The sequence below is a fragment of the Sulfurimonas sp. genome (assembly GCF_016744025.1).
GTDB lineage: Bacteria > Campylobacterota > Campylobacteria > Campylobacterales > Sulfurimonadaceae > Sulfurimonas.
The window spans coordinates 1-13,854 of record NZ_JADGFC010000064.1; the positions used below are offsets into that span (position 1 = coordinate 1).

Annotated in this window: 15 protein-coding genes; all 15 read right to left on the reverse strand. The window is 31.6% G+C overall.

Annotation, left to right across the window (positions count from 1 at the left end; genetic code table 11):
- Positions 1-81: 81 nt before the first annotated feature.
- On the reverse strand, positions 82-213 hold the full coding sequence (locus tag QZZ48_RS09700; RefSeq protein ID WP_294964951.1) for a hypothetical protein: 132 nt from the start codon (positions 211-213) through the stop codon (positions 82-84).
- Between the two features lie 124 nt (positions 214-337).
- Positions 338-628 carry a Dabb family protein gene (locus tag QZZ48_RS09705; protein ID WP_294964954.1) on the reverse strand — a complete coding sequence of 97 codons (291 nt, stop codon included), beginning with the start codon at positions 626-628 and terminating at the stop codon, positions 338-340.
- A gap of 41 nt (positions 629-669) precedes the next feature.
- Positions 670-2,028: a DASS family sodium-coupled anion symporter gene (locus QZZ48_RS09710; RefSeq protein WP_294964957.1), complete on the reverse strand. Its 1,359-nt coding sequence runs from the start codon at positions 2,026-2,028 to the stop codon at positions 670-672.
- Positions 2,028-3,458: a pentapeptide repeat-containing protein gene (locus QZZ48_RS09715; RefSeq protein WP_294964960.1), complete on the reverse strand. Its 1,431-nt coding sequence runs from the start codon at positions 3,456-3,458 to the stop codon at positions 2,028-2,030. Before QZZ48_RS09715 ends, QZZ48_RS09710 begins: the two co-directional genes overlap by 1 nt.
- A 131-nt stretch (positions 3,459-3,589) precedes the next feature.
- Positions 3,590-4,480 carry an NAD(P)H-dependent glycerol-3-phosphate dehydrogenase gene (locus tag QZZ48_RS09720; RefSeq protein ID WP_294964963.1) on the reverse strand — a complete coding sequence of 297 codons (891 nt, stop codon included), beginning with the start codon at positions 4,478-4,480 and terminating at the stop codon, positions 3,590-3,592.
- Positions 4,473-5,147, reverse strand: a complete 675-nt coding sequence (locus QZZ48_RS09725) for a TrkA C-terminal domain-containing protein (RefSeq protein WP_294964966.1) — start codon at positions 5,145-5,147, stop codon at positions 4,473-4,475. Before QZZ48_RS09725 ends, QZZ48_RS09720 begins: the two co-directional genes overlap by 8 nt.
- Entirely contained in the window at positions 5,134-6,705 is a 1,572-nt protein-coding gene (locus QZZ48_RS09730) for an ion transporter (protein WP_294964969.1), read from the reverse strand. The genes QZZ48_RS09725 and QZZ48_RS09730 overlap by 14 nt, the downstream gene beginning before the upstream one ends.
- Positions 6,706-8,130, reverse strand: coding sequence for an Asp-tRNA(Asn)/Glu-tRNA(Gln) amidotransferase subunit GatB (gatB, locus tag QZZ48_RS09735; RefSeq protein WP_294964971.1), 1,425 nt, complete (start codon positions 8,128-8,130; stop codon positions 6,706-6,708).
- 62 nt (positions 8,131-8,192) lie between these two features.
- Positions 8,193-8,456 (reverse strand): hypothetical protein, encoded by a 264-nt coding sequence (locus QZZ48_RS09740; RefSeq protein ID WP_294964974.1) that lies wholly within the window; start codon positions 8,454-8,456, stop codon positions 8,193-8,195.
- A 16-nt stretch (positions 8,457-8,472) separates the two neighbouring features.
- Positions 8,473-9,147: a F0F1 ATP synthase subunit A gene (locus QZZ48_RS09745; protein WP_294964976.1), complete on the reverse strand. Its 675-nt coding sequence runs from the start codon at positions 9,145-9,147 to the stop codon at positions 8,473-8,475.
- Between the two features lie 100 nt (positions 9,148-9,247).
- A complete protein-coding gene (locus tag QZZ48_RS09750; RefSeq protein WP_294964979.1) occupies positions 9,248-10,279 on the reverse strand; it encodes a tRNA pseudouridine(13) synthase TruD in 1,032 nt (343 codons plus the stop codon).
- A complete protein-coding gene (locus tag QZZ48_RS09755; RefSeq protein WP_294964987.1) occupies positions 10,276-11,097 on the reverse strand; it encodes a bifunctional riboflavin kinase/FAD synthetase in 822 nt (273 codons plus the stop codon). The genes QZZ48_RS09750 and QZZ48_RS09755 overlap by 4 nt, the downstream gene beginning before the upstream one ends.
- A complete protein-coding gene (locus QZZ48_RS09760; RefSeq protein WP_294964990.1) occupies positions 11,087-11,794 on the reverse strand; it encodes a TlyA family RNA methyltransferase in 708 nt (235 codons plus the stop codon). The genes QZZ48_RS09755 and QZZ48_RS09760 overlap by 11 nt, the downstream gene beginning before the upstream one ends.
- Entirely contained in the window at positions 11,794-12,339 is a 546-nt protein-coding gene (locus QZZ48_RS09765; RefSeq protein ID WP_294964981.1) for an outer membrane beta-barrel protein, read from the reverse strand. The genes QZZ48_RS09760 and QZZ48_RS09765 overlap by 1 nt, the downstream gene beginning before the upstream one ends.
- Positions 12,340-13,854 (reverse strand): NAD-dependent DNA ligase LigA (ligA, locus tag QZZ48_RS09770; RefSeq protein ID WP_294964984.1); only part of this gene is annotated, 1,515 nt, incomplete at its 5' end.

Sequence of the window (13,854 nt, forward strand, 5' to 3'; positions counted from 1 at the left end):
TACACTCATATTTAATCCCTATATTTTCTATTTCAATTTTATCATTTTTGAAATAAGAAAACAAATTTTACTGGTTCAGTTTTAGGGGTTCATTATAGTCTCAGACAATACTTTTGCTACTGCTCCACTTATAGTGGCAATCAGAGCACTTAAAAGCATAAATACAACGCCCTTGTCGATTGATTTTAATTTTGATCTATACTTGTTTAACATTTAGAACCTTTGTTATTTGTATGCTTTGAACGGAGAGTAAATATAAGAGGGGAAAAGTAGTACCTATAAGTATCCCCATCTGAATGATGGGAATACTAAAAGTTATTGCTTCATTAATATATTTTTATAAAATATAATCAACAACTTTAGATTCAAGTGTAACTGCTTTTATAAGTTTTACAACACTTACATGTTCTTCATGAACTGCATAAGTCTGAAGATCTTCTTTATTCAAAAATGTACTGTATAGAGAAAGGTCAAATGATCTTTCAGACTGAGCAAAGTCAACTCCAACTTCCATTGTCTTAAGAGCAGGGATTAGTTCTACTAGAGTATTTAGTCTTTTCTTTACTTCTTGTATATTTGCTTCTTTATTTTCGTCTTTAAATTTTAACATTACTATATGTACTATCATTTTTATACCTTTTTTTGTGCAATTCTATCATAATCTAAATCTTAACTAAGAATACCTTTCCAAAAAAACTCTGCTATCATAACTATCAAAAATATTCCTACAAGATTTAAAACTATCCCGTATCTAATCATACTCTTAACATCAACAACGCCACTACTCATAGCTATTGCATTTGGTGGAGTTGCTATTGGAAGCATAAAAGCATAACTAGCACAAAGTGTTGCTACCATCATAAATAAAGTAGTGTTTATTCCTGTCTGCTGAGCCACTGAGTAGATTACTGGAAGCATGATAGATATAAGTGCCGTGTTTGATGTTATCTCTGTTGTGAAGGTTATAAGCATGGCAACTGCAAAGAGTAGGACAATAGGATGAAGTTCTGTCATAACAATAAGATAAGATGCCACCTCAGATGCAAGACCTGTTGCACTAAAAGCTTTTGCAATAGAAAAACCTGCACCAAATAAAAACATAATTCTATATGGGATTTTTGCCTTATCATCCATCCACTCTAGTATATTAAAAGGTGGCATAAAAAGAATAAGCCCTGCAGCCAATAAGATGCCAGCTTCACTAAGACCTAGTCCTCCCCAAAATGGCTTCATAGGAGCGTTTAGAAGTAGTAATAAGACTAGTCCTCCTATAATGTATAAAACTTTCTTTTGAACTGTGTTTAATGGTACTTTTTCTCCATCTCTATTTATAGGAGTATTTGAAACTCCCAAACTAAGAATCATACTTACTATTACAAACATAATAAAGGCAAGTGGAGCTACCATCCAGACCCACTGAAAGAATGGTATAGTCTCCATTCCTTTATCTGACATGATACCTAGTAAGATAAGATTTGGTGGAGTTCCAATAGGAGTCATAATCCCACCAACGCTAGCACCATAAGCAATTGCAAGGGCGAACCTAAGTTTTAACTTTACATCATCTGTGATAAAAAGAGCAATAGACATAAGAAGAAGTGTTGTTGTTGTATTTGATAAAATCGAACTAAGAAGTCCCGATGTAATAGCCAAAGAAAAAATCATTCCTCTTGGAGTATTTGGAAATAAAGATAGCATCTTATCTGCTATCCAAGTATGAAGACTTGTTTTTTCCACTGCAATAGCCAATAAAAAACCACCTAAAAATAAGAAAATAATAGGATGTGAGTAGTTAACAGCAGTAGCTTTTGTATCCAAAATAGAAAAAGCTGGAAAGAGAACTATAGGAAGAAGAGATACAACAGCAAGAGGTAATCCCTCATTTGTCCAAAGAACAACCAAAAAGGCTATTAGAGCTAAGAGTGAAGACTGAGTTGGATTAAAGACAATTGATGAAATTGCAAACACAATGATAGCAATGAGTACACCAACCCCTATTTTTTGGAACTGTTCTTTGTGTTCGCTCATTACTTTCTCCTAGTGTTTTGTCTTACTGAGACTATGAATTGGTAGATTAGGTATGCCATAGTTATTTTGAATAATAATAATCCAAAAGTCATATCAGTTTCAATTTTTGAAAATGGATATATATTTTTTGCTATTTCATTAACTAGTGATAGACTAATAATATTTATAAACTTCCAAATGTTAATAAAATAAAATAAAGATATGGCAAATAAAAATGGCATAAATATATTAAAATATTTTGTGAATAGATTATATTTTCTAGTTTTATACATAATAATATAAATAATACTAAAGTAAGTTATAAAAAAAGTCATTAATTGAATACCATGTGATTCATATGTATAAAACATACTAAACATCACTATCCAAAATAATGCCAACATCCAATTTTGAGAATGTTCTGATGACTCTCCATGTAACTTAATAACAATCCACTCAAAAAAATTACTTTTTTTATCCTTATCTAATTCTTTTTCTCTTTCTTTCATTTCTAAAGCATAAAACTTATTAGCTTCAATAATATTATTCGATTTATCATAAAAGTTTTTAATTACCCTTGCTGTCTCTCTATTAGCTACATTAATTACTTTTGGTTCACCATAATACTCTCTATTATCATCTTCTTTTCGTTCTTCTTTTGTAATATCAAGAAAAGTAGCTTCATCGTCAAATATTGCATCTCGTAAGTTTAGTTTACCTTTGATTACAGTATCTCTGAATATTGATTTACCTAAAAACTTTGTATATTTAAAATTAACATCATTATTAAAGTTAGCTTTACTAAAAACTGAAATTCCCTCAAAGTCAGTTCTTTCAAATATAACTTCATTAAATTTTGTTTTATAAAAATCCGCTAAGTCTTTAAATTTTGTATTATAAAGTATTGATTCATTTTCAACACTACAGTATTGCATTTTAAATTTTTTATGAAAGGTTGAGTCTGTCAAGTCTATACTATCAAATTTAATTTCAATTAATTCGTCTCTATCACTATTATCCGAAACTTTAAGTATAAAATCATCTTCAAACTCACAATGAACAAACTTTATTACATCTATATGCTTAGATTTTTTTTCATCTACAATCTTAATAAATGGCTTTTTAAAAATTATTCCTTCGCAATCTATTGAGGTAAAAGTACAATCAAACAGTTGTGAATCTTTTGATATATCTTTTTCTTTACTAATGTTTTGATATTCAAATTTTTCAAATTTACATTTAGAATATACTATTTTTTCACATATGATATGTTTCCACTCATTTTTAAATTCACAATGTGAGAATCTCAAATCAGTATTCTGTTTAAATTCAACTTTTCCCATAAATGTACAACCAATAAAAGTTATTGCATCATATTTTGAAAATTCTTCTTCTTGTTTTAAATCTGTACTATTAAAAGTTTTATGTTTGTATTGTTGCTTGGCTTCCATCTAATCAACTTCAATCATATATTAAATTCTTTAAAGAGATTGTTTTTGTAATCTAACTCTTTTGAGATGTTATTTGATTCATTTATAATAAAATCAGATACAAAAAAATTATTTCTTATTTTATACATAAATCAATTTGACAAAAAGTTTTTTAGACTCACTTGAGGGTCTTTGCCCTCTAACATCTCATAGACTTCTTTTGCAATTGGAAGATACAGATCTTTATTTTTAGCTATTTTATTAAGAGCGTAAGTAGTTCCAATACCCTCGGCTACTTCACCTAACTCTTCTAGTATCTTTTCTTGGCTTTTACCTTCTGCAATACCAAGTCCAACACGAAAGTTTCTACTCATAGTTGATGAAGCTGTTAAGAAAAGATCCCCTGCTCCACTAAGTCCAACAAAACTTTCTTCTTTAGCACCATATACATAACCAAATCTTTGCATCTCAACCAATCCACGTGATATAAGTGAGGCAGCGGCATTTTTACCAAGGCCTAAACCTTCACAAATTCCAGCAGCTATAGCAATTACATTTTTATATGCTCCAGCAACTTCGGCCCCCATAACATCTGTAGAAGTGTAGGTCTTTATAAAAGATGGAAAAAAAGTTGAAAACTTTGAACTTAGTTCTTCGTTGTAAGAGTTAATAACTAGTGCTGTAGGAAGTGATTTTCTAACCTCAGTTGCGAATGAAGGACCAGATAAAAAAGCAATGTTTTCATCAGGAACATAATGTTTGTAAATATCGTTTAAAAATTTCCCAGTAGATGCTTCTATCCCTTTTGCAGCTACTAAAATCTTTTGGTTATTAAAAACAAAATTTTCTTTTAACCATGATGAAATTTGTTGAGCAGGAATAGCAATAACTAAGTATTCTAACTTTAGTATTTCTTCTAATGAAACAAAATTTTCTATATCTCTTGGTGTTCTAGATGTTATGAAAACTTCATTTTCTTGACCCAGTGCAAAAGCTAATGCCGATCCCCATTTTCCAGCCCCTATAACTCCAATTTTACTCACATCTACTCCCTATTAACTTCTTAAATTCTTTTATATCATTATCAAAACCAACGACGACAAAGATATCACCACTTTTGATGATATGATGTTTAGCCTTAGATGAGTAGATAAACTCTCTGCTCATATCTTCATGAACAACTGAGATAACAATAATTCCATGATCTCTACTCCACTCTATATCTGAAGGATATTTTCCATCAAATCTACTGTGATCTTCTATTTTTATCTGAGCTATCTCAAGTGCACTCTTCTCATATAAGATATCATGCAGAACTTCTGTAACTATTGGTTTTTCTAGCATCTCAACAATTACATTTGCTGTTGTTTGAGTTGTTGGAAGAACTCTAGTAGCTCCGGCAAGGCTTAGCTTCTCTGAGCTCTCTTTATCATTAGCAAGAGAGACGATAGTTAAATCTTTAAATGAATCACGAAGTGAAATAGTTAAAAATATATTTTCTGCCATATCTTCTAATACACAAAATGCAACACAATCTTTTATCTCAAATCTATTACTTAAATCATCCCAGTCATCACTCAAATCAAAACTATTTTCACCATCTTTTGCTAACTTAAATATATATACATTCTTATAATGAGATGATATATTTTTTTCTATCTCATATGTAAAATCATTAAGCCCAAATATTAAAGCGTTAGTCTCTGACATTTGAACCTCTTTTATTTAAATGTGTGCTAAATTCTTTTAAAAATAGTGAGTTTCCTATAACCAATATATAATCTCCAACTTCTAAAACAGTACTATCGATAGGATTAAAAAAGAACCTTTTTTTATTTTGCTTGTATACACCAAGAAGTACTATTCTGTATTTTTTATTATCAAGTTCTCCAACTGTTATATAGTTATTTAATACTCTCTCGGTAATAAGAAGTTCTTGAACATCAATATTATTATAGTTTGAGCGAAGAGCATGAATAGCTTCAAAGGCAACTGGTTGACCTACAAACTCTTTAGCAATAATTCCCACTAATTCTTTTTCATAAAATAGCTCATTTACTCCTGCAAAGTTTAACTTATTTTTATTCATCTTATTTTTCAAAATAGAAAGAATAAAAACATCTTTATTAAAAGATCTAACTGTTAAAGCAGTATATACATTTTCAACATCACTATGACTAAGACAGAGAATAGCTTTTACCTGAGTCTCAATATTAATACGAAGTTTTTTATAACTTTGTATTGAACCTGGAGCATAGTTAAGGGCTATAAAACCATCTCTTTTTGCCAACTCATATTTGTGAGTGTCTTCTTCAAGAATAATAACTTTGTTGTTTCTACTTAACTCTTTTGCAACTTCTTTAGAAACATTTTCATAACCACAGATAAGATAAAACTCTTTCATTTTTGCTATATCATCTATAGCTTTTGTATCTTTTATTTCATCTAGCTTTTCAGTAAAAGATGTAACAATCAGTGAAGTTGTAAATGAAAAAACACCAATACCCGCTACGATTACAAACATTGCAACAATGCGTCCCTCTTGAGTTACAGGAGTAATATCTCCAAAACCAACAGTGGATATAGTAACAATAGACCAATAAACGGCTTCAAAGAGAGTATCTATAGGAGATTCTGGATTATTTCCTTCCATCACATATATAAGAACAGAAGATACAAAAATTATTATAGATGCAAAGATTAGAAGTGTTAAAAACTCAAACTTTTTAGCTGAAACAACAGATGTAAACGTCTGAATACTTTTTGCATATCTAAATAGTTTAAAGACTCTAAATAATATAAAGATACGAAGAAGTCTTAACTGATGGAAAAATGGAATAATAGCAAGTAAATCTATCATTGCTTTAAAAGATACTATATACTTTAATTTAGCCTTAGTTATTTCAAAAAGGGCCTTAGAAAGTCTAAACTTATCCCCAAGCATAAGATCATGTTCACTCTGCTCAATTATCATTTTACTTGCACTACTACTAATCCATAGTCTAAGCATATATTCAATAAAAAAGATAATAGAAATGATATAGTTGTTAAAAAAGAGAAGGTTGTCATTTACATGAGATTTAACTTCTCGTATGAGGATGATTACACTTATAAAAATAAGTGTAATCATAAAAATATCGAAATATTTTTTATATTTATAGTTACTATTTTCTAGTAAATTGTAAAAAAAACGTTTATTTTTTTTGTAAGCTTTTGATGTATTTAAATAATATGCAAAATCTACAATCAAACGTTTTATCAAGTTCATTTACCCCAGCTTAGATTTTAGAACTTCATTTACAGATTGTGGATTAGCACTACCCTTAGAAGCTTTCATTACTTGACCTACAAAGAAACCAAATAGTTTCTCTTTACCACCTTGGTATTGTTCAACTTTTTCTGGATTTGCAGCAATAATTTCATCACAAATTACTTCAATTGCGCCTGTGTCACTTACTTGTTTAAGTCCAAGTTTTTCAATAGCAGCATCTACATCTTGGGCATTGTCCATTAAATAGTCTAAAACTTCCTTAGCAGCTTTTCCACTAATAGTTTTATCTTCAATACGTTTAACTAAATGTCCAAGTTTTGTAGCATCTACAGGTGAATTGGTAATATTTACATCACCTTTTAAACGACTTGGAAGTTCAGTAGTTAGCCAGGTGAGTGCATTTTTAGCACTAATACCTTCTTTCATCATAGTCTCAAAGAAATGAGCCATTTCAACACTTGAAGTTACAACACTAGCACTATAATCATTCATGCCATATTCGCTTACGAACCTAGCCATTTTTTCATCTGGAAGTTCAGGAATTTTAGAGTACTTCGCTAGCATCTCATCACTTACAACAGCTTTTAGTAAATCTGGTTCAGGAAAGTAGCGGTAATCTGCCGCTTCTTCTTTACCACGCATAGAACGAGTCTCTTGTTTAACTTGGTCAAAAAGTCTAGTCTCTTGGCAAATCTCTTTCTCGTACAGGCCATCTTCCCATGCTTCAGTCTGTCTAGCAACTTCAACTGCTATTGCTTGTTGAATAAACTTGAAACTATTGATGTTTTTAACCTCTACACGAGTATAAAGTTTTTTCTCACCCTTTGGTCTGATAGAAACATTTACATCAACTCTAAATGAGCCTTCTTGCATGTTTGCGTCACCTATATCTAAGTAACGAATGATAGAGTGAAGTTTTTTTAGATATAAAGTTACTTCCTCTGCACTACTCATATCTGGCTCAGATACAATTTCTAAAAGTGGAGTACCTGCACGATTTAAATCAACTTTAGAGATATCACCATCATGTATATTCTTCCCTGCATCTGCTTCTATGTGAGCACGGTTAATTCTGATAGTTTTATGAGTTCCGTCTTCAAAGTCTATTGTTAAAGAGCCATGTTCAACTATTGGTGTATATAGTTGAGTGATTTGAAAAGCACTAGGAGAATCAGGATAAAAGTAAGACTTTCTATCAAAAAATGATGTCTGATTTATAGTAGCGTCTATAGCTGTACCTAACATAATAGACTTGTGTAAAACTTCTTTATTTAGTACTGGTAATGCACCAGGAAGAGCTAGACAAGTTGGACAAGTATTTGTATTTTGTTTGTGATTGAAACTCGTTGGACACGAGCAAAAAAGTTTTGATATTGTGTTTAGTTGTACATGGACTTCAAGTCCTATAACTACTTCAAACATATAGTTCCTTGGATAAATAATAATTGATTATCTATTTTATCCAAATTTTGCTTTAAAGGGTTTTATGTACTTTGTGTAGAATAAATTTTTTCTAAAAGTTCAGTCTGTTTTTTAGCTTCATCAAGTCTTTGTCTATTGATAGCAAATGAGTCTAATCCTAGAATCATAAAAAAAGCGATAACAATAAAAATAATTGTGATAAAAAGAGCTAAAGATAAACCAAGAAAAAGGAAGAGTTTAAAAGTTATAAGAGCACCAAAAATGACTATGGCCCATGATGCTCCAAGCAAAAAGCTTATAATTCTATCGAATTTATCTTTTTGCATATTGTATTACTAAGACTTAGTGCTCGTCCATAACTACGGCAGAACCAAGGTAAACTGTTGTAAGCATCATGAAGATAAATGCTTGTAAGAATGCCATGAAAGTAAGTAGTGCAAATGGAACCATTGGAAGTATCCACGGAGCTAACATTAAGATTACCATCAAAAACATATCATCACCTTTTACATTTCCAAAAAGACGGAAAGAAAGAGAAATAAGACGAGAGAAATGAGAAACAATTTCGATTGGAAACATTAACCAATATAACCACCAAACTGGACCCATAAAGTGTTTGAAATACTTAATAACACCTTGACGACGGATACCTTCAAAGTTATAGTAAACAAATACAACAAGAGCAAGAGTTAAAGGCATTTCTAAGAATGCAGTTGGAGCTTCAAAACCTGGAATAACACCAATTAAGTTAGCAATAGCAACAAAAAGACCAATTGTAGCAACAAGTGGAACATAACGACGAGCATGTTCAGTACCCATTACATCTACACCCATTTGAAGAACACCACCAATGTATGCTTCCATTAAGTTCTGTGCACCCTTAGGAACAAGTTGAAGATTTGACATTGCTGCTCTTACTAGTAATAAAGCTAAACCAGCAGATAATAACATGTGCGTTAAGTAGATAAAAGTCTTATCGTGAGATATTAGACCGAAAAATAAAAATAGATCACCCATAGGCGTACTCCCTCGTCTCAAATTAATTGCGTGATTATAATCTAACTTGCATTAAATTATTATAATAAAAGATGTTTTTTTTCAAATTCATCTTTTATTACTATTTTTTACTCTTTGCTTTTACGTCTTTTGCACTATAATTTTTGCCTGCTAATGATTCTAAAAACACTGTTGCATAAGAACCTTTTGGAAGTGAAAAAGAGATATTAAGAAATGTCTGTTTTTTAACATAGTTACATTCTATATCTTTTGGATAGATAACAGCATCTCTTCTATAACCTTTATCTTGTAAAAATTCATCATCATATTCTTTTTCTACTTCTCTTGCATCTAAGCGTGCACGAAAGACATCTCTTCCACATAAAAGACCAGTTGGAACTAGCTTTTTACTCTCATACTCATTTTTAGGCATAATTTTTGGAGTAGACAATTTACCATCTGCTGATTGGTATACATCTCCCTCAAGAAGTTTAAACTTAGTTTCATCATTGTCTAAAGTTAGCATAACTCTTTCTCTTAGCCAATCATTGAAAAATGTACTTTGATAAATAGAAACAAGAAATTTCTTTATCTTATTATCTTCTATAAAAAGCTCACCTTGAATCATCTCTTTAGCTTGTTTTATACTTTCTGAATCACGACCGAATCTTTGATAACCAAAATAGTTAGGTAGACCATCTTTAGCAATTTTTCTAGCAACTTTTTCTATTTTTCCTGCATCTATATTATCAACAAAGTGCAGATTTATGCTAAATCTATTTCCTGCTAAGTCACCCATACGAATAGAGTGAGAGTGTCTGATAGTACTAAGTATTTTTATTTGCTTATGGTAAAACTTTTTAAGTAACTTCTCATAAGATGCATCTACAGAGATATACTGAGTAGTTGTAGCGTGCTTATCTTTTAAACCAGCATAACCTATCTTCTGTGCAGGGACTGCCATATATTCTGCGAATATAGCAATCATATCCCAGGTTGTAAGTTCTATTTTTTTAATATGAAGGATTAGATAGTTTCCCTTACCTTTAAACTCTGTAGATGCTATTTCATCAACAACAAAATCAGTAGGAGTTTGATAAAATTTAAATCCTAAATCTCCACTAACACTTTGTAAATATTCTCTTTTTCTCATAATTGCAATAACTTTAATTTTTGTGAAGCGATATTGATGTCACTCTGTATCGCTTTTTTCAACTCCGCAATGGAATCAAACTTTTTATTATCTCTTATAAAAGAGATAAAACTTATCCTAGCTTTAGTATTACATAATACTTCGCCATCTAGGATATGTGACTCGATGGCAAATGAGCCATCCGTTGTAACCCTGTGACCTATAAAAGATACTGATGGATGATAATGTTCTTCATCGTCTATACGAGTCAAAGTTACATAAACACCCTCTTTTGGTATCAAAAATCCTCGTGCTTCTATGTTAATAGTAGCTACAAGCTCTTTTTTACCTATCCCCTGTCCTGCGACTAAAGGTCCTTTTATAGTATAGTTATGTCCTAAAAAGTCATTTGCACCTTTTATATCACTGATTTGAAGTTTGGCTCTAATCTTGTGAGAATGAACTGAGTCGTCATTATGCGTAACTTCAGCAACAACTTTCACCTCTCCGCTAAAAAGAGTATCTAAATCTGCAAATGAGTATTTTCTATCTTTACCAAAATGAAAATCATAACCAACAACTATCTTTTGAAGTTTTGGAAATTTACTTTTAAGTAGAGATATAAAACCCTTTCCATTTAAGTGACGAATCTCGTCAAGTTCAAGATAGAGTATATGATGTTTAGAAAAATTCTCACGTTCTTCTTTTGGTGTAAGGTTCGCATATCCTGTCTCGATAACAACGATTGTACCATTTTCACCTAGTTCTGCAAAAAGATGCTGATGACCTATATGCATACCATCGAAACCACCGATGGCTATGGCAGTACTATTTTTCATAGAAGTAGCAGTATTCAAGATTACCCTCTTTACCTGTTAGTTTTGAAGGAGACTTCTGCGTCAATATCCATCCTTTGAGTTTACAAGCATCTTCGAATTTTATCATCGCTTTGCTTATAGCTTTCTCATCTAATACAACTCCATGATTATCTCTTTTAGCCTCACGTCCAACTTCAAACTGAGGTTTAAATAATAAGATTATTTTACTAGATGCTAGTCTGTCAATATCGTCTAAGATATTCAATAGAGAGATAAAGGCTACATCACTTACAACTATGTCAAATATTTTATCACTTTGAAACTTTCTTATATCACAGCTTTCAAAAGATAACACTCGTCTGTCTTCAAGTAGAGTTTTATGAAGTTGTTCTTTACCTACATCAACTGCACTAACCTCTTTAACTCCAGACTCTAAAAGTACCTGAGTAAATCCACCAGTAGATGCACCAATATCTAAGGCTATATCATCTTTTAGATCCAGCTTAAGCTCTTGTAAAAAAGAACTCAGTTTATGCGCAGAACGGGACACATACTCTTTATGCTCTTTTACAGATACCTCATCACTCTCTTGTAATTTAAATGCACTCTTTAAAGTCACTTTAGAGTTAACACTTACAAAACCATTTTTTATAAGTGTCTGCGCTTTTGTTCTACTTCCAGCTAGTGAATTTTCTAGAAGATAGTTATCTAGTCTCATCAAAATTGATACTCAATAGCAGTAAATATAAGCTTGATATTCATGGTACGTTCTGTAGTGCCTTCTTGATAATCAATTACATAGTTATCATAAGCTGCTTTTACACTTATCTCATCACTGATTCTATAAGCAACACCTGCTCCATATATCATAGTAAAACCTGGAGAGCCTACACCACTTGCACTCATCTCACCTACACCAAATTTTGCATAAAAATCTAAGCTATCTTCAAAAAAAGCATAATGAGCCAAAGTACTAACATTTAATGATGAAAAAGTTAAAGATGTGTCTACACTTGAACAATTAACAGCTTCATATGAATTTCCTGAATTAAATTCTACTTTTGAAAGTTCTACTGAGAAATTTTTATTTATATAAGCTCCAACATAAAATATCATCGTCTCAGAGTCATCTTTTTTTATCTCTTGAAATATATCATCATCAACATATTCTGACATTCCATATCCTAAACCTATATATGGACCACCATCTCTATCAGCTAGTAAAATACTACAAAATAGTAGTATTGATAAAATTATTTTCATTTAGGCATTCTCACTTATTTTATTTTTCATCTCATCTTCTGTTAAACACTCTACTCCAAGACTTATAGCTTTGTCATATTTGCTTCCTGCATCTTCACCATAAATCAAGAAGTCAGTCTTTTTAGAAACTGAACCTGAAACCTTTGCTCCAAGTTCTTCTAATTTCTCTTTGATAGTACCACGTGATTCACTCATAGTTCCAGTTAAAACAGCAGTTTTTCCTTTAAAGGGATTCTCTACTGCTTCAGCTTTTTTAGTAGGTTCTAGTGGTTTTAAAATACCTTGTAAGTTTAAAATCGTCTCACGATTTACTCTTACAAACTCTAAAACTGACTCAGCCATCTCTTCACCAATACCATCACATGCTATGATTGCCTCTTTTGTAGCATCTATAAAAGATGAACCAAAGTTTTCACTTAGAGTCTTAGATGCAACTTCACCAACATGTTCTATTCCAAGAGAGTTTACAAATCTCCAGTAATCACAAGCTTTTGAAGACTCCAAAGAGTTTAGAAGGTTTTGAGACTTCTTCTCTTTAAATCCTTCAAGAGCTAATAGTTTGTCTAAAGTCAAATCAAACAAATCAACAACACTCTTCACCAATCCAGAAGTAAATAGAGTTTCTACTATCTTGTTTCCTAGACCATCAATATTTAAACATGGTTTAGATGCAAAGTAAATAATAGAGTTTACAACCCTAGCCTCACACTCTAAGTTTTGACACTTAAGTAAAACACCTTCATCTAAAAGCTCACTCTGACATACCGGACAAAGAGTTGGACGAAGATATGCAACTTCACTTCCATCTCTTTCATGAGTAAGGACTTTAATGATTTTAGGTATAACATCACCACTTCTTAAAATGATTACCTTATCGTTTAGACGAATATCTTTTCTATCTATCTCATCAAAATTATGAAGAGTTGCACGCTCAACAACAACACCGTCAATATCTGTAGGCTCTACCTGAGCTACAGGAGTCACGGCACCGCTACGCCCAACCTGAAGTACAATCTCTTTTACAGTAGTTATTTTCTCAACTGCTGGAAATTTATATGCTACTGAAAAACGAGGGTTTTTAACTGTATAACCCATATCAATCTGAGATGCTATTTCATTGACTTTTATAACCATTCCATCAAGCATCATTGAGTAAGAGTCTCTATCATCTTTCATAACTTCATATATAGCTTCTATCTCATCATAGCCTTTACAAGTAGAACTTTGAGGTGGTTTTCTAAAGCCAAGCTCATAGATGTAAGTCATCTTCTCACTAAGTAGCTTATGTTCAAGTGTGTCTTCTCCAACACCATAAGGTAAAAAAACTAAGTTCCTAGATGCAGTGATACTAGAGTCCAACTGTCGTAAACTTCCAGCAGCTGCATTTCTAGGGTTTGCAAAAAGTGCTTCACCATCTTTTAATCTTGATTCATTTATCTTTTCAAACTCATCTTTAAAGATTACAACTTCACCACGAATTTCTATTCGTTCTTTATGCTCTATAGTAAGTGGAAT

What these genes read in the sequence shown, in the direction of transcription:
- QZZ48_RS09700 (WP_294964951.1), bottom strand. Translation starts at nt 213, where the DNA reads ATGTTAAACAAGTATAGATCAAAATTAAAATCAATCGACAAGGGCGTT.
- QZZ48_RS09705 (WP_294964954.1), bottom strand. Translation starts at nt 628, where the DNA reads ATGATAGTACATATAGTAATGTTAAAATTTAAAGACGAAAATAAAGAA.
- QZZ48_RS09710 (WP_294964957.1), bottom strand. Translation starts at nt 2,028, where the DNA reads ATGAGCGAACACAAAGAACAGTTCCAAAAAATAGGGGTTGGTGTACTC.
- QZZ48_RS09715 (WP_294964960.1), bottom strand. Translation starts at nt 3,458, where the DNA reads ATGGAAGCCAAGCAACAATACAAACATAAAACTTTTAATAGTACAGAT.
- QZZ48_RS09725 (WP_294964966.1), bottom strand. Translation starts at nt 5,147, where the DNA reads ATGTCAGAGACTAACGCTTTAATATTTGGGCTTAATGATTTTACATAT.
- QZZ48_RS09730 (WP_294964969.1), bottom strand. Translation starts at nt 6,705, where the DNA reads ATGAACTTGATAAAACGTTTGATTGTAGATTTTGCATATTATTTAAAT.
- gatB (WP_294964971.1), bottom strand. Translation starts at nt 8,130, where the DNA reads ATGTTTGAAGTAGTTATAGGACTTGAAGTCCATGTACAACTAAACACA.
- QZZ48_RS09740 (WP_294964974.1), bottom strand. Translation starts at nt 8,456, where the DNA reads ATGCAAAAAGATAAATTCGATAGAATTATAAGCTTTTTGCTTGGAGCA.
- QZZ48_RS09745 (WP_294964976.1), bottom strand. Translation starts at nt 9,147, where the DNA reads ATGGGTGATCTATTTTTATTTTTCGGTCTAATATCTCACGATAAGACT.
- QZZ48_RS09750 (WP_294964979.1), bottom strand. Translation starts at nt 10,279, where the DNA reads ATGAGAAAAAGAGAATATTTACAAAGTGTTAGTGGAGATTTAGGATTT.
- QZZ48_RS09755 (WP_294964987.1), bottom strand. Translation starts at nt 11,097, where the DNA reads ATGAAAAATAGTACTGCCATAGCCATCGGTGGTTTCGATGGTATGCAT.
- QZZ48_RS09760 (WP_294964990.1), bottom strand. Translation starts at nt 11,794, where the DNA reads ATGAGACTAGATAACTATCTTCTAGAAAATTCACTAGCTGGAAGTAGA.
- QZZ48_RS09765 (WP_294964981.1), bottom strand. Translation starts at nt 12,339, where the DNA reads ATGAAAATAATTTTATCAATACTACTATTTTGTAGTATTTTACTAGCT.